We start from the raw sequence: 19,460 nt of genomic DNA, 5'->3' as shown, positions 1-19,460 counted from the left end.
GAGGTGAGCTTGTGAGAGAACCAGATATTTATCGTCGAGCCCGGGAGCGCATGGTTCAAACGCAGATTGCGGCCCGGGGGATTAGGGACGAACGCGTACTTTCCGCTATGCGAAAGGTGCCCCGCCATTTTTTTGTGGAAGAAGCCCTTAGGGATCAGGCTTATGCCGACCACCCTCTCCCTATTGGAGAGGGACAGACCATTTCCCAGCCCTATATCGTGGCTTTCATGACCGAGGCCCTGGAACTTAAAGGACACGAAAAAGTTCTGGAAGTAGGTACGGGATCAGGATATCAGACCGCTATTTTGGCCGAGCTAGCTCGTTGGGTCTATTCCATTGAAAGGTATCCACGTCTTCTTGAGAGAGCCCGGAAGATATTGGAGGAACTGGGGTATACCAATGTAATCCTGAGACTCGGAGACGGTACTCGGGGTTGGCCCGAGGCCGCCCCCTTTGAGGCTATTATCGTGACTGCGGCTGGTCCTAAGATTCCAGAACCCCTCCTGGATCAGCTTGCCGAAGGAGGGCGGTTGGTAATGCCGGTAGGGGATGAATGGTCTCAATATCTGGTGAAGGTGGTCAAGAAAGGCGGACAGATTTATCGACAAACCCTTGAACCTGTAAGATTTGTGAAACTAGTAGGGGACTATGGATTTAAGGACTAGACGGAAGATCGGAGTCATTGGCACCGGCATCGCAGACCAAAAGGTCTATGCTCGGGCCTATGAGGTGGGAAGACTTCTTGCGGAGCGCGGAGCAGTGGTCTTTTGCGGAGGCCTAGGAGGGGTAATGGAGGCCGCGGCTAAGGGAGCCGTAGAGGCCGGAGCGGTCACGGTGGGTATCCTTCCGGGAAATAAGGCTGAGGAGGCCAATCCCTACATCCAAATCCCTATTGTTACGGATATGGGACACGCTCGTAATGTCATCCTCGTACGATCGGTGGAAGGGGTGATCGCGGTCTCTGGAGGCTATGGCACCCTCTCGGAGATTGCCCTGGCCTTGAAGATGTGGAAACCCGTGGTGGGCCTTGAGACCTGGCCCGATATAGAAGGTGTGGTCTATACGGAGACTCCGGAAGAAGCTGTGGATAGTCTTTTTCAGCTTCTCGAAGGAAATGATTAAATGTAAATGATTTCTCCGAAATTAACCGGGAAAGAACCTTCTTCGGTTTCAAGCAGAAGAGATCCGTTCGGAAGAATGTCTCTGGTATGTGCTATTAATGGTTCCTCCCGATCCAGATTCCCAGCCCAGGCCACACATCGGCCGAGGGTATCTGAATATTTCCTGAAATCCTTGATCAACTCGTTTTCGGGCACCTCTTCATAAGGGGAGAGTTCGGCCTCCAGGTGTCTGAAGAGTGCATAATAGTAACGGAGATGGTGGATTACCAGATGGAAGATTTCATCCAGGGAAATATACTTTCCAGCGAGACGGCTCAGGGTTTCCGCGGGAATGCCGGGAGGTGGAGGGTTATTAACATTGATGCCCAGCCCTACAATGAGCCACTCAGCGTGCTTTTCGATTAGAACTCCTGCGAGTTTTCGGCCACGGAAATGAAGGTCGTTTATCCAACGTATACGTGCTGGTAGCCCCAAATCTAGGGCCATTCTTGCCATAGCCAAGCCGAATATAAGGGGGAACAGTCCGTAAGTTTGTGGCAGATGATCGTCATAAAAGCTTAAAGCCATCCATAGGCCTCCGGACTCGGCTATCCAGGTCCTCCCATGTCGCCCTCTGGCCTGGGAAAGCCTTTCGGCTTTTAGAATTCGTCCATGGGCTGTACGGGGTTCCGAAAGGGCCAATTCGTAAGCCAGACTCATGAGACGCGGGACTTCTTCGAAGCTCCGGATGTCCCGACCGATCTCTTCGGCTAGCCGGAAGACCTCTTTTACTTTTCCGGCCATTCTTCGCAGATGCGGCTGATCACCCGCTCAAGATACGGAACTTCCTCCTGGAGGCAGAGTCCCAAAAGAGGTTCACCCGCGGTCACTACCTCCTGAGGAGTGAAAAAGATCCTGAAGATCACCATGGTCTCTCCAGTATGGACGATGGGGGTCTCCCTCTTCATGAAACTCATGATGAGGATTTCTTCATTTGGCTTTACGAAGACCTTCCCCAGACCTTCCTTGCGAATACGTTTTTCGATTTCCGGCGCGAGAAGATAACGAGCCGTCTCCGGAGCGGTGATCAGGATGAGGGTCTCCCGCAGAAATTCCGAGATGACCTCTTCTTGAGATAGGGGATGGCGGATCTCAAGCACCACTTCTTCGGCTTCTACAAACCGGCCTTCTAGTTCGGTTCGGAGATTATGTATCGTACCGCTTACTCTGGCTTTGATGGTTTTAAGATTTTTCTCTCGCTCCAGGGTAAAGAGAGGAGTTCCTGGAATTTCTCGCCACTTTCCACGTGGACCTTTCACTTCCGTGCCTTCTTTTACCAGAAATTCTCTCAGGTATCCGGTGTGAGGAGTCTTCACCTCATAGATCCGGTAAGGCCGACTCCTCAATCGCTGAAGCAGTTGGTTTATTTTGAGGTGATCAATGGCCATACTTCCTACCTATAATACAGATTTCTTCCTCCCATGGTGAGAAGGGCCTCATAAAGTTTGAGACGGAGTTCCCGTCGATCCCAGACCCCTTGGATGTGCCCTCGACGAAGGGCATTTTCGGCGCTGTGATAGTCCGGAGGGACTTCCTCCCCGGTAGTTTCGCGGATCACTCTAGGTCCAGCAAAGCCTAGCCGGGTGGAACGCAAGGCAAACTGATAAGGGGCACAGCCCAGGAAACTAGCCACCGGTCCGGCATAAGAGTTGTTGTCGTAAAGCACAATATAGAGCCCACCGGAATCTACATATTCCCGAACCGCAACGGTGCATCTAGGCATCTGGATAACTCCCAGAGTACCCTCGTGAATGCGTATGCCTCCGGTGGTATGAATTAAGGCTAGAAGTGGCCTGCGGGTAATTCTGGCCCGATCGCAAGCCCGGATAAACTTCTCCCCTTCAGCTACCCCTACAGTACCTTGTCTGAAGTCTGCGATTAGCATGGCCACAATCAAGGAGATGCCGCCGATTTTGGCTTCGAAAGTAAGCATGGCTGAGTTCTTTCCAGTAGACTTGCGGGCCTTGGCCAGTTTTTCCGCATAGCCTTCAAAATTTAAAGGATTTCCGGAGGAAAGCCCTTCGTTGAACTCTCGCACGCTTCCCCGGTCGAAAAGATTGTTGAGGTACCACTGATATTCCAGTGGAAAGTGATAGCCGCAGTTGGGACAGACCCCGCAGAATTCTCCATATAAATCCGGCACCCAGAGATCCGGACACCCGTGGGTTTCAGCATTGGGGCAGGTGACCGTGCGATCCTCCAAGGCCAAGGGACTAACATATAGTTCTTCCGGTCCTTCCGGTCTTTCGATCCAGGAAACTACTTTTGGTATTCGCCGCTTTTTTCCAGAAAGGAGGTTATAGACCGTTTTGACCGGATCGCTTACCGGCTTGAGCAAGGCCGAGCTTTCCTGGGTGAGTTCTTCGAACATACGTCTCAAGGCCCGATGACTCTGCTTGAAAACCCCATAGCGCAGACCGTGGAAGACTTTGAGGCCCAGGTCATGGCTCTTTTCCAGATAATGTTTGAACGTAGACTCCTTTCCGCAGACCGCCCATCGGCCCATTTCCCGATATTTTCGAGAACGGTTCTCTAGCAATATCTCCTTTTCGTCCTCGGTGAGCTCCCAGTTTACGTAAATACCAAAATCTTCGGGTACTTCCTCAGTCCCGTTTTTTCGCGAAAGGACATATTTCCGAAAGGTGCGAAGACTCTTGGTTTGAAGGACCACTTCGTCCGTGGCTCGGATCATTTCGTAACGCAAACGTTTGAAAAAGCCGTAGTCCTGGCGTCGGGCCCCTAGAGGGGGTTCCGGAACGATGCGGTCAATGGTACCTAAGCGAAGATTGTCTTCAGCGGTAAGTCTGAGGTTGCGAGCACATTTTTCAACTAGTTCTCGGGGGGGGCGTCCGCTTTTGAGTTTGGCCTCGATAGCTGCAGCCCCCTCAGGGCTTATTACCGAATAATAGCCTCTGGAGGCCATAAGCCTGAGGTCCGCAAGTCCGATGGCCTCAGCCCCTCCCGAGCCTCCCTCGGAGATGAACGAGATCATGGGTACCTTGAGCTTGGCCATGGTATAAAGGTTCCTGGCAATCTGCTGGGCGGCTCCGGGAGGATCCTCGATGGGATAGGCTCCGGGGGTGAAAATATAAAAATGGATGGGGATACCCTCGGTTTCGGCTATCTTCATGTAATGTAAGGCTTTTTCGTTGCCCCAGGGTTTGGCGCTTCCGCCTCGTCTAAATTCCTCGCCGTGGCCCTTCTCGTGTCCGATGACCATGACCTGATGCATATAAATCTTGTCTCCCACCCGCCTGGAGATCATGGCCCTAGCGACTACCACCGCAGGATCAAGGTTGATCTCTCCCTCTCCACCGAGTTCGGTATAGTTGTCGTAAACGTTTTCTAAGATGTCCTGAAGGGTGAATCGCTGAGGGTGACGTGTGATCTTGACGATCTCGTAAGGGGATAGTGTTTCGGCTGCTAGGGTCTCTAGGGCTACAAGTTTCTCCTTGAGCAAGGAGAAGCGTTTCCGGAGCTCTTCTCCAGGCAATTCATAGACTTTCTCTCGGAGCTCCTGAAGAAAGCCTACCACGGCCGAGATTTCCTGCCAGTCCTCCCCCTTGATATCTCTTACATAAAGAGCTCGTTCGAGAAGTTCGGTTAACTCCCGATAAAGTTCGCTCATTCCGGAAACCTTAAAATTTCAGTTAATTTGTTTTTCAAAAAAGAAACGTTGGTAACCAAGGGTTCTCCTTGGCTTCGTTTGCCTTCAATGATCACTTCTTCTAAGAAGACCAGAGCCCTTTGTTGAGCCTCCTTGGTATCCTTTCCCCAGACAATGGCTAAGGCTAGATTAGGATCGTACTCCGTGGGGATAGTATATGGTTTGTCCTGGGGAACATGGGTCCTGACCGTAAGCCAGGGATGCTTTTCCCAAGAAAAGCGTGTAATCGTTCCGGATAGGGGTTTGAAGTTTCTTTGCGTATCTTCGGCCACGAGACGAAGTTCGATGGCTGTTCCGGAGAAATGGATATCCTTTTGTTGATACCGGAGTTTGTCGCCCAAGGCGATGCGGATTTGCTCTTTGATGAGATTTACGGTTTGGCTTTTAACTTGGGATATTTTGGCCGAGATCTCGTTTTCCACCTGGATTCGGGTGTTGACCTCCATGAGGTAGGCCCGACCCTCGGGAGTAATTAGCCATTCCCAGGTGCCCACGCTGTCGTAGGAAACCGCTTCCGCGAGTTTCAGGGAATGGTTAATGATTTCGGCCAAGAGGGCGTCGGCGTCGAAACTATAGTTTACAAATTGGGGGTCAAGACCGGGAGCAATCTCAATGCGTTTCTGGCGCCCGGGACTCTGGATGGTGCAGTTTCGGGTGCCGAAATGGACCAATTCTCCGTGAGGAGTACCGAGGAGCTGGACCTCTAGATGCTGGAAACGCGAGATCTTGGCCTCTATGATTACGCCTTCGTCTCCGAAAAGCCTTTTGGCGTACGCCCTCACCCGGCGGAAGACCGGACGCACCTCTTCGAGCTCCCGAACCTCCTCTATACCCATGCCACCGCCACCCGCCGAGGCCTTGATGAGAAGACGTGGATCTTCCTCTCCAGATTCCCTTAGCCATTCAAAGAGTTCTTCGGCCCTGGCTTCGGCCTCAATTTCATTGTAAAGGGGTTCGGTGGTTCCGGGAATAACGGGAATATCCAGTTCCTTGGCTAGGCGCTTGACATTGAGTTTACTTCCGAGGTCACGGATGACCTCCCACCGAGGACCAATGAAGGTAAGCGGTCGCGAACGCTTGACCACCCTTCGAGCAAACCGGAAGTCCTCGGCAAGGAAACCGTAGCCGGGATGGATGGCCGTGCACTTGGCCTCGTCAGCCACCGAAAGCAATTCGTTTGGGTCCCGATAATCTGCTATTCGGTATTTGCGTTTGGCCTTTCGCACATGGAGGCTTTCTTCATCTGGACGAGTATAGACCACTACATAGTCCAGGCCTAGCTCCTCGCAGGCCTCCATGATCCTTAAGGCAATTTCCCCTCGATTGGCTATAAGGACGCGATCCTTCATGGGTTTTAGAGGCTAAAAGGATCTCGAATCAGGATATGTTGTTCTCTGGCCGGACCGGTCGAGATCATCACCACCGGTACTTGGGAGAATTCTTCGATGAAAGCCAGGTATTCTCGGGCCTCTGGAGGAAGATCCTCAAGGGTTCGACAGGCGGAAAGTTCTTTGTGCCAGCCTCGAAAGCTGCGGTATCGGGGCTTGAGACGACTGATCTCCGAAATCCGAGAAGGCAAGCGCGAGAGGGTCTTTCCGTCCAATTCGTAAGATTCGCAGAACTGGATCTCAGTAAGACCTGTAAGGACGTCCAGTTTAGTAATCGCCAGGCCTGAAAGGCCATTCAGGCGCACGGCTTCCTTAAGAATGACGCCATCCAGCCAGCCACAGCGCCGCGGTCTACCGGTGGTGGAACCGTACTCGCCGCCGCATTCTCGCAGATGTTGCCCTATCTCGTTTTCCAGTTCCGTGGGAAAGGGCCCTTCGCCTACTCGGGTGGTGTAGGCCTTGCAGATGCCGAGGACGTAGTCGATGGTGGTGGGCCCCACTCCGGCACCGGCGCAGGCCCCTCCGGCCACGGTATTCGAGGAGGTAACGAAGGGGTAGGTCCCGTGATCGATGTCAAGCTGGGTGCCCTGCGCGCCTTCAAAGAGAATGTTCTTGCCCTCGGCTCGAGCCACGGCCAACTTTTCGGAGACGTTGGTGAGATAGGGCGCCAGGCGTTCTCCGTATTCGAGATAAGTTCGGTAGATTTCTTCATAGGAAAGCGGGGCCTGGCCTAGATATTTTTCGAGATAGAAGTTCTTTTCTTCTAAGGTTTCCCGTAATTTCTGGGCGAAGAGTTCGGGATCCAGAAGGTCGCCGGCCTTGATGCCCCGTCGGGCGATCTTGTCCTCATAGCAGGGACCGATGCCTCGTCCGGTGGTGCCTATACGGGTCTTTCCTTTGCGGGCTTCGCGTCCTAGATCGATAGCCTTGTGATAGGGCATGATGAGATGGGCGTTCTCGCTGACATAGAGCTTGCCCGGAGGCACCGGCACTCCGGATTTTTCTAGCCCTTCGATTTCTTTGAGAAGCACGCTGGGATCCACCACAACCCCGTTTCCGATGAGACAAACCTTGTCATCGTGGAAGATCCCAGAGGGTATGAGGTGAAGGATATGCTTTTGGCCGTTTATGACCAAGGTGTGTCCGGCATTGTTGCCGCCCTGAAATCGCACGATGTAGTCCGCCCGCTCGGCCAGTAAATCTACCACTTTTCCTTTACCCTCGTCTCCCCACTGAGTTCCGACTACCACTACCGAAGGCATACTCCCGCCTCCTTACCAAAGTTTCCAGAGCCAAAATACTTAAATTGGCCTCCAAAGTCAAACCCCATTTTGAGTTGCGGAATTAGGGAGAAGCGCATTAAAATAAGCATACTATGCAAGCTCCCTATTTCGTATCCCAACGAAAGATTTTTATCAATTCCGGCAAGCTTTATTGTGATACTCCCGAAAAGTTGCTGAAAAGTCCCCTCTTCGAGGAGATCTTGAGGCGTTACCTGCGACACCTCCGCAAGAAAAACACCCTTAGATACGAGGAAATCGTTGCTAATCTAGGTACAAGAGACGAGGAGAGGTTACGGGCCAAAATTCTCCTCTTTTTTAAGCTACTCATGCTTCATCGGGCAGAGGAGCTTCCGGAACTCAATCCCGAATGGCAGCCGGTGATCGAGGCCCGCTGTCTCTGGCGGGAATTCGTGGAAGGCTTTTACAACTTCTGGCGCTCCTTTGAACGTTACCTTATCCTTCCGGCCGTGGCTGAAGGGGTGGCCGGGAAGTCCAGCCTCTATAAAGCCAGCTTCGTGAACCTGAACGAGGAACTCAAGGGGCTCATCCTTCGGGTTTACCGTACCATAAGCACTAACCTTACCGGAGAAGCCATCCGTGTGTACCGCCAGCTTCCGGCTGGAGCCAACCTGGGGGCCCTCACCGAGCCCATATCCTGGGAAATCCCCTCTCAGGAATACAGTGTTCTGGCGGAGATCCCCTTTATTCGTTATGCCCTTCTTGAACCGCCTATCATTTTCTATCCTCGCCAGATTCGCCGGCAGGGGGCTTTCGTCGAGCTTTCCTACAATCCCCTTGCTAAACTCAGGCTCGATCCCGAGGAGTGGTTCTGCTATCCGGCCAAGGTGGGGCCGCTTTTGATCTTCATCTATTTTTGGCGCGAATTCGCCTCCCTGGGTTTTTCTTTGGCCAATTTATTTGAACTAGCGGACAAGATCGAGATCCAAGGGGCCCGTCCGGATGCCATTTTGATCTTCGGAGGTCCGAGACTTCCCGAGGAGGGCATCTCTTTCTTCTATGAGGATCGAGAGAACGACCTGGTGGTGGGCTATGTCATCGGCGAGGAGATTGCAGACTATTTCGGTTATCTCAAGAAGACTACCCTTACCCTGCACAACATCATCATGATCCGTCAGGGGCGTTTACCACTCCACGGGGCCGGGGTGCACATCGTCCTCAAGGATGGCTCCCGGGCCACGCTAGTAATTGTGGGGGATTCCGGGGCCGGAAAGAGCGAGACCCTGGAGGCCTTTCGGCTCCTTTCCGAGGATTACCTGAGCGACATGATCGTCATCTTCGACGACATGGGCTCTATCAGTGAGGATGCGGAGGGCCTCAAATGTTACGGGACCGAGATCGGGGCCTTCGTGAGGCTTGACGATCTTTCCCCGGGTTACGCCTTTTCCGAGATCGATCGCAGTATTTTCATGAATCCCCATCTTACTAACGCCCGGGTGGTGATCCCGGTGGCGTATTACCACCGGATTGTACAGGGCTTCAAGGTGGATCTTTTTCTTTACGCCAACAACTACGAGGAGGTGAGCAAGGCCCGACCGGCGGTGGAGTTTTTTGAGGATCCGGAGACGGCCCTTTCAGTCTTCCGTGCCGGGGCCAGGATGGCCAAGGGCACCACGGATGAAAAGGGTCTGGTGCACACCTATTTTGCCAATCCCTTCGGGGCCCCTCAGAGGAGGGAGGCGCACGAGAAACTTGCCCGTAGATACTTCGAGGCCATGTTCGCCCGAGGGGTGAGGGTGGGGCAGATCCGGACCCGGTTGGCTCTCGAGGGCTACGAACAAGAAGGTCCCAAAGAGGCCGCCCGGGCTCTTTTTGATCTGATCCGGGAGATACGGAAATGAACCGGCCCGTTTATCTAGACTACAACGCCACCACGCCAGTCCTCCCGGAGGTGGCCGAGACCGTGAGGTTTTGTCTCACGGAAGAATTCGGGAATCCGAGTTCTGGACACGCTTATGGTCTGCGAGCCAAAGAGATCCTAGAAGAGGCCCGAAGGGCGCTTGCCCGGCTGATAGCTGCGGACTCCGAAGAAATTCTCTTTGTTTCCGGAGGCACGGAGGCCAATAACCTGGCCCTTTTCGGTACGGTTCTCCGGAGGGAAAGAGGACACGTCCTGATTTCGAAGATCGAGCACCCCTCGGTATTAGAGCCAGCGTTAAGGCTCCTTGAGATGGGCTACGCCGTAGACTTCCTCCCGGTTGACGGGAAGGGGTATGTGGACCCGGAGGAGGTGAGGCGCAGACTTCGGCCTGAGACCGTGCTGGTTTCGGTAATGCTGGCCAATAACGAGACCGGGGCCATCCAGCCGGTGGCAGAGATTGCGAAAGTTTGCCGGGAAGCCGAGGTTCTTTTTCACACCGACGCCGCCCAGGCCGTGGGCAAGATTCCAGTCTCGGTCAAAGAGATCGGTTGCGATCTTTTGACCATCGCCGGTCACAAGATGTACGCCCCCAAGGGCATTGGGGCCCTCTATATACGGAAGGGGGTTGAGCTTTCGAGGATCCTTTTTGGGGCAGGACAGGAAAGAGGCCTTCGGCCCGGTACCGAGCCGATGGCCCTTATCGCGGGTCTGGGAAAGGCCGCGGAAGTGGCAGCCTCGGATCTTCGGGAAGAGGCCGAAAGAGAGAAGTACTTGCGGGAAAGGCTATGGGAGGGCCTTAACGAGATCTATCCCAAGACCATAAGACATGGAGATCCAGAGCTAACCCTTCCGAACACCCTGAGTGTATCTTTTCCAGGACTCAGCGCGGCGGAGGTGCTCTCCCGGGCTCGAGGAATATGCGCTTCCACCGGTTCGGCCTGCCACGACCGGGCGGAGGCCATCTCCCATGTCCTTTCGGCCATGGGGGTCCCGCCGGAGGTGGCTAGGGGAACCATAAGGTTCTCCCTGGGGAGATTTACCACTCTGGAAGATATTGATCGGGCCTTAGAGATCTTGAGGGAGGGCATTTAAAAATGGCAGTTTTGTACTTGCCCTGGCCCCTTGATACCGGAAGAGGAGTCCGAGAGAACATCTTCCTCCCGGGCTCCAATGTGGTCTATGACTTTCACGGGGATCCCTGTCAAGCCGAGCTCGTCATCACCATGGAGGGCAATCAGTTTATGGTCATTCCGGCCTTGCTTGAGGCCTTTTACGATTATCTCGGCCGGAGGGTTTCGGTCTTCTATATAACCCTTCCTCCGCCCCGTTTACGGCCACTGGTTGAAGGAAGGCCACTTGCGATCGGCAATCTCGTAGTTTCCGTAAAGCCACAGGTAGTGATGGGGCCACCGGAATTCATGAAGGGTCTTTATAAGGAAGGGCTTATTGAGAAACCACGGACTTTTATGCGTAATCGGGGCGTGGTTCTGGTGGTGAAAAGGGGCAATCCCAGAGAGATTTCCGGGCCGGAGGACCTCCTGCGGCCTGACATCCGAGTGGCCATCTCCAACCCTGAGACCGAAGTCAATTCCTATCGTACCTACCTTTCTGCCCTCGAACATCTGCCCGGACTTCGCGAGAAGATCGAAAGAGAGGCCTTGAAAAGCCGCGTTATTCATCACCGGGAAATCCCGGCCATGATCCACCAGGACCTCGCAGACGTGGCCCCCCTCTACTACCACTTTGCTCTCTATTACCGAAATCCAGAGTTCTTTGAGGAGCCGCTTTTCGACTATTTGGAGTTTGAGGAAGGCCGGCGAATCCGCAGTGAATACCAGGTGGCCCTCATGCAGGGAGGCGCTTGCCATGAGGTGGCGGCGGCCTTTCGGGACTTCCTCTTCACTGAAACTGCCCGTCGGATCTATGAACGGTACGGGTTTGAATTATGATCCGGAAGCTGGTAGCTCTCCTCATGTCCACCCTTTCAGGTCCCGAGCTCACGGACGAAGAACGTGAGGCCATTCGGGACCTCGGATTCCGGCACTTCATTTTTTTTAAACGCCATTTTCAGGAAAGGGATCAGATCTCGGCCTTGATGGCGGAGATAAAAACCCTTTCTGAAAGGTTAGCCCAGGGCCAAAATCTTTTGGCCGTAGATCAGGAAGGCGGCCGGGTGCAACGTATCGGGCCCCCCCTAGCCCCTGAATTCCCGGAGCCCTTTGAGGTGGCCCGTAGGGGGGCTTCTGAGGTTGAGAAATTTTCGCGTGAGATCGCCCGTTCGGTTAGATTCCTGGGACTCAACCTCAACTTGGCCCCAGTACTTGATCTAGCGGGGGAAGAGGCCCCGGATTTTCTCCGCGGTCGTACCTTCGGTGAAGATCCGAAAGAGGTCGCCCGATTCGGGGAAGTTTTTATCCGGGCCCATCTTGAGGAAGGAGTTTTCCCTTGTGCCAAGCACTTTCCGGGGCTTGGTGGCATCGAGAAAGATCCTCATGAAGAGCTTCCTGAAATCCAGAAAGTTCGCCCGGAAGACCTCTGGCCTTTCAAAAATGCGGTCGCGGTCGGGGTACCTTTTATGATGACCACTCATTTGGTGGTAAAGAGTTGGGACGACAAACCGTTAACCTTTTCTGAAAGGGCTGTGGATATCCTTCGCAGGGAACTTTCCTTTTGCGGGCCGGTGGTCACAGACGATCTCGCCATGAAGGGCTTGTCCGCCTGGGAGTGGCCTGAGAGATTGATTTACGCCCTGGCCGCTGGTCATGATCTTCTTCTTTTTTGCCGTCCTTTACCCGAGCTTCTTCCGGTGCTCTTCGAGGTTGCCAAAGAAATATCCACTAGCCGAGTACTACGGGAAAGGCTTCTCGAAGGGATTACGAAGCTTTCAAAGGTTTCTTTACCGTCCCAACAAAAAAAATTATAATAGGCCGACCCTCATTAAAGGAGGCCTGAATGCTTGATTTCCTGAGAAAAGGGGCCCAATCCACGGCCGTAAAACTCCTCTTTGCCGTGATCATCATCGTCTTCGTTTTCTGGGGCGTGGGAACCTTTCGAGCGCAACGGGTGGACGTGCTGGCCAAGGTCAACGGTGAGGCCATTACCGTTAATGAATATCGGGCCCTCTATCAGTTTCGTTATCAACAGCTTCGCCAGATGTTTGGTGACAAGTTGAATGAGGAATTTTTGAAAGCCATCCATTTTAGGGAACAAGTCCTTGAGGAATTGATAAAACGTCGTCTTTTCGAAGAAGCCGCCCGGAGACTAAAGCTCACGGTAACCGAAGACGAGCTAAGATTTGCCATTAGTCAGCTTCCGGCCTTTCAAGAGGGGGGACATTTCAGTTTTCGCCGCTATCGGGCTGTTCTTCGGGATATGGGCCTTCTTCCCAAAGATTTCGAGGAAAGCGTACGGGCAGACCTCCTCTCGGCTCGTCTCAAACACTTCCTTACGGCCACTATCTTTGCTCCGGAAACCGAAGTTCGAGAACGTTACTCCTATGAAAATGAGCGACTCAAATTGGCCTATGTCGAAAGACCTTATACCGCCTGTGAAAAAAAAGTGAAGATCGACCCCGAAGAGCTTAATGCTTATTATGAGAAGCACCGTGAGCGTTATCGGAGTGATGAGCGGGTCAAAGTGGTTTATTATTTCTTTCCTTACGAGCGATACCAAAAAAGGATCAGTATCACCGAAGAGGAACTCCAAAGTTATTACGAGGCCCAGAAGGATAGGTTTTTTGAACCGGAGAAGCGCAAAGTGCGTATGATTTTCATCAAGGCCAAGCCCGGAAAGAAAAGGGAGGCCCTTTCTCGGGCGGAAGCTCTGAAGGAGAAGATTAAAGGACTCAAGGACTTCGTGAAACTGGCTCGGAAATTTTCAGACGACAAGACCACCGCTCCTTTGGGAGGAGACCTGGGATACGTCAAGGCTGGAGAGCTCTTTCCGACGGCTGATACCCTGGTCTTTGCAGCCAAAGAAGGCGAAGTTGTGGGGCCTATAGAGCACGAGAATGGCTATTATCTTTTCTTCATAGAAAAGATTAGACCTGCGGGCACTAAACCTTTAGCCGAGGTCAAGGAGACCTTGAAAGAGGAGCTTATTAAAAAACGGGCTCGGGAGGAAGCCTTTTCGGCCGCGGATACCCTTTATGAGAAGGCCGTGCTTGCGGGAGGGCTCCGAGAAGCCGCTCAAAAGGAGAAGCTGAAACTTTCCGAGACCGGATTCTTTTCACGTCAGAAACCGGCAAAGCCTTTTACTCGTCCGGGAATCCTAGAGACCGTCTTTTCCCTTGAAGAGGGAGAACTGTCCTCCCCCATTGATACCGGAAAGGGAGTTATCCTTTTCCAGGTTGAAAAAAAGGAACCCTCTAGGATCCTTTCTTTAGAGGAAGCTAAGGATAGAGTCAAAGCCGATTGGGTTAAGGAAAAGGCTCGGGAGCTTTGCCGTCAGGAAGCCGAGGCCCTTATCAAAGAGGTCCAAAAAGTAAAGGATCCGAAGAGCTTTTTTGAAAAGAGAGGACTTCAGATTTTCCGGAAGGAGAGCCGGCGCAAGGAATTGCTTACTTCTCATCTTCCGGAGGTCATTGCTAGGGCTGTGGCCGGAAGAGCCGCTCCCGGGATAGTTCCGGAGCCGGCCTGCGGAAGTCAGGCCTGTTACATCGTTTGGCTTGAAGGGCTTAAGCCAGCTGACTTTTCAGATTGGGAGAAGGAAAAGGAGATCCTTTCCCATATTCTTACTCAGGAAAAACGAGAGGCCTACTTTCAGGCTTGGTATCGAAATTTGAGAGAAAAAGCCGAAATAAAACTTTACAAGGAGTTGCCGTAGCCTATGCCTAAGAGAACGGATATCAAAAAGATCCTTATTATCGGTTCCGGTCCCATCGTGATAGGGCAGGCCTGTGAGTTTGACTATTCGGGAACTCAGGCCGTTAAGGCCCTGAAGGAGGAAGGCTACGAGGTCATCCTAGTGAACTCCAACCCCGCCACCATCATGACCGACCCCGAAATGGCTCACCGGACCTATATCGAACCTCTAACGCCGGAGATACTTACCGAGATAATCAAGGAAGAGCGTCCGGATGCCTTGCTTCCCACCCTTGGAGGGCAAACAGGTCTGAATCTGGCCTTCGAACTTGCCCGCCGGGGAGTGCTTGAGCGCTATGGGGTGGAGTTGCTCGGGGCCAAGGCCGAGGTCATCGCCAAGGCGGAGGATCGGGAACTTTTCCGCGAGGCCATGCGGAATATCGGCCTCAGGGTTCCAAACAGCGAAATCGTAAGGAACCTTTCCGAGGCCGAGGCCGCGGCTAGGCGCATCGGTTTCCCCATCATCGTACGTCCCAGTTTTACCCTAGGTGGGACCGGCGGAGGAGTGGCTTACAACATAGAGGAACTTCGCGAGATCGTGGAACAGGGTCTTGAGCTATCCCTCATCCACCAGGTGATGCTTGAGGAGTCGGTCCTGGGCTGGAAGGAGTTTGAGCTTGAGGTCATGCGGGACGCCAAGGATAGCGTAGTTATCATTTGTTCTATCGAGAACTTCGATCCTATGGGTGTCCATACCGGGGATTCCATTACCGTGGCCCCGGCCCAGACCCTTACCGACCGGGAATACCAGCGGATGCGAGATGCAGCCATCGCTGTCATACGTGAGATCGGGGTGGAGACCGGGGGCTCAAACATCCAGTTCGCTATCCACCCCGAAACCGGAGAGATGGTGGTCATAGAGATGAATCCCCGGGTATCTCGCTCTTCGGCTTTGGCTTCCAAGGCCACCGGGTTTCCCATTGCCAAGATGGCGGCCAAGTTGGCTGTAGGTTATACCTTGGATGAGCTTCCGAACGATATCACCAGGGAGACCAAGGCCGCCTTCGAGCCTACCATTGACTACGTGGTGGTGAAATGTCCGCGTTTTACCTTTGAAAAGTTTCCGGAGACCAAGGACGAGATCACCACTTCCATGCGCTCGGTGGGCGAGACCATGGCGATCGGACGCACCTTCAAGGAGGCCTTGCAGAAGGCCCTGCGAGGCCTTGAAATTGGACGCTTCGGCTTCGGGGCCGATGGCAAAAGCCCTTCGGACCGGGGGGAGGTGCTTCCCAGGGAACTCATCGTGGAGAAACTGGCCCGGCCGAACAGTCAGCGGATCTTTTTCCTGCGGGAGGCTCTGCGGGCTGGATTTTCCGTGGACGAGGTCTATGAGCTTACCAAAATCGACCGCTGGTTTCTCTATCAGCTGGCGGATCTGCTTAAGATTGAAGACGGAGTTCGGGGGCGAAGGCTCGAGGAACTTTCTAAAGAGGACTTGCTGGAGCTCAAACAGGCGGGTTTTTCTGACCGCCAGATCGCCTTTCTCACCGGTTCCTCAGAAGAAGATGTCCGCCGGCGTCGTAAGGAACTCGGCCTCCGGGCGGTCTACAAGTTGGTCGATACCTGTGCCGCCGAATTCGAGGCCTATACTCCCTATTACTATTCCACTTACGAAGTAGAGGACGAAGCTCGGGTCTCACGCAACCGCAAGGTTATGATTCTCGGAGGTGGCCCGAACCGTATCGGTCAGGGCATAGAGTTTGACTACTGTTGCGTACACGCCTCCTTTGCCCTGCGCGAACGGGGTATAGAGTCCATTATGGTGAACTCCAACCCCGAGACCGTCTCCACGGACTACGACACCTCGGATCGTCTTTACTTCGAGCCCCTGACTTTGGAAGACGTGCTGAACATTTACGAGGAAGAGGCTCCTGAAGGTGTGATCGTCCAGTTTGGGGGGCAGACCCCGCTCAATCTTGCGGTGCCGTTGGCCAAGGCTGGTGTGAGGATCCTCGGTACCTCTCCCGAGAGTATCGACCGGGCTGAGGATCGAGAAAGGTTTGTGGAGCTCCTAGACAAGCTCGGGCTCAAGAAACCTCCTGCAGGGACGGCCTTTACCGTGGAGGAGGCCCTGGAGGTGGCTTCCGAGATAGGCTATCCGGTTCTAGTACGGCCCTCTTACGTGCTCGGTGGACGGGCCATGCAGATCGTTTACTCCGAAGAGGAATTGGTGCGGTTTATGGCCACGGCCGCCCAGATCAATCCCGAGCATCCCGTCCTTATTGATAAGTTCTTGGAAGATGCTACGGAAGTGGATGTGGACGCCATTTCGGACGGTGAAATAACGGTCATCGGTGGAGTGATGGAACATATTGAAGAAGCGGGTGTCCATTCCGGAGATTCGGCCTGTGTGCTACCGGCGGTGAGCATTCCTCGGCCCTTGGTAGAAGAAATCAAGGAGGCCACCCGGGCCCTGGCTCGTGAGCTCAATGTTATAGGGCTCATGAACGTGCAGTACGCTATCAAGGATGGAGAACTTTATGTGCTTGAGGTCAACCCCCGGGCCTCACGAACCGTGCCTTTCGTCTCCAAGGCCATTGGCGTGCCGCTTGCGAGACTGGCCACCTGGGTGATGCTCGGGGAAAGCCTGAAGAGTTTGGGATTTACCAAGGAGATTGAACCGAAACATATATCGGTTAAGGAAGCGGTGTTTCCCTTTAGGCGCTTTCCGGGGGTGGACGTGATGCTGGGCCCGGAAATGAAGTCCACTGGCGAGGTTATGGGTATAGATCAGGATTTGCCCTTGGCCTATGCCAAGGCTCAGTTTGCGGCCGGGATGCGACTTCCTACCTCGGGACGGGTCTTTATTTCCGTGCGAGACAGAGACAAGGACAAGGTGGTGCCAGTGGCGAAGACGCTCTTGGAGTGCGGTTTCGAGATTTTGGCCACTCGGGGTACGGCCGAGTACCTCAAAAACTGTGGTCTTTCGGCTAGGGTGGTTCCCAAAATATCGGAGGGATTAAGACCTAACGCCGTGGACCTTCTCAAAAATGGGGAAATTCACCTGGTCATAAACACCGCCGAAGGTAAGGTCAGTCGGGAGGACGCCTATCTCATTCGGCGTTTTGCTATGGAACTCGACATCCCGTACGCCACTACTATCTCCGGGGCCAGGGCCATGGCCTGCGCCATAAGCCGTCTTCATGAGGCCGATTTCCGGGTAAGGCCCCTTCAGGACTACTATCGGGAGATCCCAGAGAGCTATTATCTCAAGCGGGGTCTTTTGTGAGTGAAGGTTTTGCCTCCCCCTTTGGTGCTTCTGGCGGCCCTGGGGCTCGATGCCCTGATAGGCGATCCCGCTTTTGGACATCCGGTAAGGCTCATAGGGAAACTCGGTGAATGGTGCTACGGCCTATTCGGCCGTTTCGGCCTAACCGGAGGTTTTTTAACCCTAGCCCTCACGGCGGTCCTTTTCGAGACCCTGGTTATCGGCTCAACTTGGTTGTTTCCTGTCCTTGAGGTGGTCTGGCTCTTTTACTTTGTGGCCCTGAGGAGCCTTCTTCGAGAAGTGCTTGCGGTTTACAAACCCTTGAGAGAAGGGGATCTCCGTTCGGCTAGGAAACGGCTTTCCTATCTGGTTTCAAGGGATACGGAAAGGCTTGACGAGAAAGGTCTAGTCCGCGGTCTCCTCGAGACCCTTTCCGAGAACTTTAACGATGCCTTCTGCGGACCGCTTTTCTGGTACGTGGTGGCCGGCCTTCCGGGAGTGGCTTTTTACAAGGTGGCCGAGACCCTGGATTCCATGTTCGGATACCGCCACGAGCCCTTTCGGCGTTTTGGATTCTTTCCAGCCCGAACCGACGATCTTTTGAATTTCCTTCCGGCAAGGCTTGCGGCTTTTTTTATCGCTTTGGCCGCTCCCTTTTGCAGACTTTCTGGAAGACGGGCTTTAAAAACCGCTTTGACCGAGGCCCACAAACACGCCTCTCCAAACGCCGGCTGGCCGGAGGCCGCGCTGGCTGGAGCCTTGGGAGTGGCTCTGGGAGGCCCAACCCCTTATCATGGTAGGATTGAATCCCGCCCCTATCTAGGAACCCCCTTGCGTGAGATCGAAAAAGGGGACATAAAGTTAGCCACGAAGTTAATTAAGCTTTCGGCCGTTATTGCGCTTTTAATCTTTTTGGTTGCGGAGGTCTGGTTATGGAAATCCGGTTGCCGGAGCTTGATTGGAGCCATTATGAAAGGGCGTCTCGGCATCTAGACAATCTTACCAAACCCAAGGGAAGCTTGGGGTATCTTGAAGAAATCGCAAGACGCTACGTCCTTATTACCGAGGATCACGAGCCCGATTTGCCCTTGAAAAAGAGGGTTTACGTCTTTGCCGGTGACCATGGTGTAGTGGAAGAGGGCGTGAGTACCTATCCCCAGGAAGTTACCCGACAGATGATCTATAATTTCCTTTCCGGAGGGGCCGGTATCAATGTTATTGCTCGGCAGGCCGGGGCCGAGGTCTTCGTGGTGGATGTGGGCGTGGCTGGTGAGGTGGAGGCGGAAGGTCTTATTCGACGTAAGATCTGTTATGGGACCAGGAATTTGGCTAAAGAACCCGCTATGAGCCGTGAGGAAGCCGAAAAGGCCATCCGGGTGGGGATGGAGCTGGCCGAGGAAGCTGCCAAAGAAGGGGTAAAACTTCTTATTCCTGGGGATATGGGGATCGGAAACACTACGCCTTCGGCCTGTCTCATCTGTCATTTCCTGAGGGAGGCCCCGGAAAAGATCGTCGGACGGGGTACTGGGGTGGATGACGAGGGTCTGGCACACAAGATCGAGGTGGTGAGGCAGGCTCTTACTCTTCACCAGCCCAAGGACCCTGTGGAAGCCTTGGCGGCCTTTGGAGGGGCTGAGATCGGAGCCATTACAGGGCTCTTCCTCGGGGGAGCTAGGCATAGGGTTCCGGTAGTCGTGGACGGTTTCATTTCCCTGGCCGGTTTTCTTACGGCTAGGGCTCTAGCTCCGGGGCTTGAAAACTATATCTTTTGCGGCCACGTCTCGGCGGAAAATGGGGCCCGCGTGATCCTCGAAAAGCTCAAGCTTCGACCCATTGTAGATCTTGAAATGCGTCTTGGAGAGGGCACCGGAGCGGCTCTGGCTAGTATGATTATTGAAACGGCCTTGAGGATCTATCGGGAAATGGCCACCTTCGATGGAGCGGGGGTGGCTCGCGGTAAGGAATTTGAGCAGAGTTGAACGAGACAAAATCTGTTCAACTCTGGCGTTG

15 protein-coding genes are annotated in these 19,460 nt (G+C 53.7%); 10 read left to right on the top strand and 5 right to left on the bottom strand.

All coding sequences use genetic code 11. The annotated features are described in order from the left end of the window. Positions 1-50: 50 nt before the first annotated feature. Both TDIS_RS03185 and TDIS_RS03180 read left to right on the top strand, forming a co-directional pair. Positions 51-665, top strand: a complete 615-nt coding sequence (locus TDIS_RS03185; protein ID WP_425263978.1) for a protein-L-isoaspartate(D-aspartate) O-methyltransferase — start codon at positions 51-53, stop codon at positions 663-665. Then, positions 649-1,122: a TIGR00725 family protein gene (locus TDIS_RS03180; protein WP_068669223.1), complete on the top strand. Its 474-nt coding sequence runs from the start codon at positions 649-651 to the stop codon at positions 1,120-1,122. Before TDIS_RS03185 ends, TDIS_RS03180 begins: the two co-directional genes overlap by 17 nt. Here TDIS_RS03180 and TDIS_RS03175 read toward each other — a convergent pair. From TDIS_RS03175 to TDIS_RS03155, 5 genes are read right to left on the bottom strand one after another with little or no spacing between them, the layout of a single operon-like run. Further along, positions 1,119-1,904: a biotin--[acetyl-CoA-carboxylase] ligase gene (locus tag TDIS_RS03175; RefSeq protein ID WP_068669221.1), complete on the bottom strand. Its 786-nt coding sequence runs from the start codon at positions 1,902-1,904 to the stop codon at positions 1,119-1,121. The two genes, TDIS_RS03180 and TDIS_RS03175, sit on opposite strands and share 4 nt — an antisense overlap. Beyond that, the gene (locus TDIS_RS03170; RefSeq protein WP_068669219.1) at positions 1,889-2,548 is read right to left on the bottom strand and encodes a biotin/lipoyl attachment domain-containing protein; all 660 of its coding nucleotides are present in this window, start codon (positions 2,546-2,548) and stop codon (positions 1,889-1,891) included. Before TDIS_RS03170 ends, TDIS_RS03175 begins: the two co-directional genes overlap by 16 nt. Positions 2,549-2,553: 5 nt before the next feature. Then, entirely contained in the window at positions 2,554-4,788 is a 2,235-nt protein-coding gene (locus TDIS_RS03165) for an acetyl-CoA carboxylase carboxyl transferase subunit alpha/beta (protein ID WP_068669217.1), read from the bottom strand. Then, positions 4,785-6,176 carry a biotin carboxylase N-terminal domain-containing protein gene (locus TDIS_RS03160; RefSeq protein ID WP_068669215.1) on the bottom strand — a complete coding sequence of 464 codons (1,392 nt, stop codon included), beginning with the start codon at positions 6,174-6,176 and terminating at the stop codon, positions 4,785-4,787. Before TDIS_RS03160 ends, TDIS_RS03165 begins: the two co-directional genes overlap by 4 nt. Before the next feature lie 5 nt (positions 6,177-6,181). After that, entirely contained in the window at positions 6,182-7,477 is a 1,296-nt protein-coding gene (locus tag TDIS_RS03155; RefSeq protein ID WP_068669213.1) for an adenylosuccinate synthase, read from the bottom strand. Between the two features lie 113 nt (positions 7,478-7,590). Here TDIS_RS03155 and TDIS_RS03150 point away from each other — a divergent pair, with 113 nt between their 5' ends. The 8 genes from TDIS_RS03150 to cobT are packed head-to-tail and all read left to right on the top strand — an operon-like array spanning position 7,591 to position 19,429. Then, positions 7,591-9,357 carry a hypothetical protein gene (locus tag TDIS_RS03150; RefSeq protein WP_068669211.1) on the top strand — a complete coding sequence of 589 codons (1,767 nt, stop codon included), beginning with the start codon at positions 7,591-7,593 and terminating at the stop codon, positions 9,355-9,357. Next, on the top strand, positions 9,354-10,469 hold the full coding sequence (locus TDIS_RS03145) for a cysteine desulfurase family protein (RefSeq protein WP_068669209.1): 1,116 nt from the start codon (positions 9,354-9,356) through the stop codon (positions 10,467-10,469). Before TDIS_RS03150 ends, TDIS_RS03145 begins: the two co-directional genes overlap by 4 nt. Before the next feature lie 2 nt (positions 10,470-10,471). Next, on the top strand, positions 10,472-11,326 hold the full coding sequence (locus TDIS_RS03140) for a molybdate ABC transporter substrate-binding protein (RefSeq protein WP_068669207.1): 855 nt from the start codon (positions 10,472-10,474) through the stop codon (positions 11,324-11,326). Next, a complete protein-coding gene (locus TDIS_RS03135) occupies positions 11,323-12,300 on the top strand; it encodes a glycoside hydrolase family 3 N-terminal domain-containing protein (RefSeq protein WP_068669205.1) in 978 nt (325 codons plus the stop codon). Before TDIS_RS03140 ends, TDIS_RS03135 begins: the two co-directional genes overlap by 4 nt. 29 nt (positions 12,301-12,329) lie before the next feature. Then, entirely contained in the window at positions 12,330-14,201 is a 1,872-nt protein-coding gene (locus tag TDIS_RS03130) for a SurA N-terminal domain-containing protein (RefSeq protein ID WP_068669203.1), read from the top strand. 3 nt (positions 14,202-14,204) lie between these two features. Continuing rightward, positions 14,205-17,471, top strand: a complete 3,267-nt coding sequence (carB, locus tag TDIS_RS03125; RefSeq protein ID WP_068669202.1) for a carbamoyl-phosphate synthase large subunit — start codon at positions 14,205-14,207, stop codon at positions 17,469-17,471. Between the two features lie 9 nt (positions 17,472-17,480). Continuing rightward, on the top strand, positions 17,481-18,443 hold the full coding sequence (cbiB, locus tag TDIS_RS03120; protein WP_084270938.1) for an adenosylcobinamide-phosphate synthase CbiB: 963 nt from the start codon (positions 17,481-17,483) through the stop codon (positions 18,441-18,443). Further along, entirely contained in the window at positions 18,383-19,429 is a 1,047-nt protein-coding gene (gene cobT, locus TDIS_RS03115; protein ID WP_068669198.1) for a nicotinate-nucleotide--dimethylbenzimidazole phosphoribosyltransferase, read from the top strand. Before cbiB ends, cobT begins: the two co-directional genes overlap by 61 nt. Positions 19,430-19,460 lie beyond the last annotated feature (31 nt).

This window comes from Thermosulfurimonas dismutans, assembly GCF_001652585.1.
Classification (GTDB): Bacteria; Desulfobacterota; Thermodesulfobacteria; order Thermodesulfobacteriales; family Thermodesulfobacteriaceae; genus Thermosulfurimonas; species Thermosulfurimonas dismutans.
Note: the sequence above shows the minus strand (reverse complement) of the source record. Positions and strands in the feature narration are given on the sequence as shown.

Excerpts from the sequence above, each read along its gene's own strand:
- TDIS_RS03160 (WP_068669215.1), bottom strand. The coding sequence starts at position 6,176 with ATGAAGGATCGCGTCCTTATAGCCAATCGAGGGGAAATTGCCTTAAGG.
- TDIS_RS03175 (WP_068669221.1), bottom strand. The coding sequence starts at position 1,904 with ATGGCCGGAAAAGTAAAAGAGGTCTTCCGGCTAGCCGAAGAGATCGGT.
- TDIS_RS03150 (WP_068669211.1), top strand. The coding sequence starts at position 7,591 with ATGCAAGCTCCCTATTTCGTATCCCAACGAAAGATTTTTATCAATTCC.
- TDIS_RS03145 (WP_068669209.1), top strand. The coding sequence starts at position 9,354 with ATGAACCGGCCCGTTTATCTAGACTACAACGCCACCACGCCAGTCCTC.
- TDIS_RS03165 (WP_068669217.1), bottom strand. The coding sequence starts at position 4,788 with ATGAGCGAACTTTATCGGGAGTTAACCGAACTTCTCGAACGAGCTCTT.
- TDIS_RS03170 (WP_068669219.1), bottom strand. The coding sequence starts at position 2,548 with ATGGCCATTGATCACCTCAAAATAAACCAACTGCTTCAGCGATTGAGG.
- carB (WP_068669202.1), top strand. The coding sequence starts at position 14,205 with ATGCCTAAGAGAACGGATATCAAAAAGATCCTTATTATCGGTTCCGGT.
- TDIS_RS03185 (WP_425263978.1), top strand. The coding sequence starts at position 51 with ATGGTTCAAACGCAGATTGCGGCCCGGGGGATTAGGGACGAACGCGTA.
- TDIS_RS03135 (WP_068669205.1), top strand. The coding sequence starts at position 11,323 with ATGATCCGGAAGCTGGTAGCTCTCCTCATGTCCACCCTTTCAGGTCCC.
- TDIS_RS03155 (WP_068669213.1), bottom strand. The coding sequence starts at position 7,477 with ATGCCTTCGGTAGTGGTAGTCGGAACTCAGTGGGGAGACGAGGGTAAA.
- TDIS_RS03130 (WP_068669203.1), top strand. The coding sequence starts at position 12,330 with ATGCTTGATTTCCTGAGAAAAGGGGCCCAATCCACGGCCGTAAAACTC.
- cobT (WP_068669198.1), top strand. The coding sequence starts at position 18,383 with ATGGAAATCCGGTTGCCGGAGCTTGATTGGAGCCATTATGAAAGGGCG.
- TDIS_RS03140 (WP_068669207.1), top strand. The coding sequence starts at position 10,472 with ATGGCAGTTTTGTACTTGCCCTGGCCCCTTGATACCGGAAGAGGAGTC.
- TDIS_RS03180 (WP_068669223.1), top strand. The coding sequence starts at position 649 with ATGGATTTAAGGACTAGACGGAAGATCGGAGTCATTGGCACCGGCATC.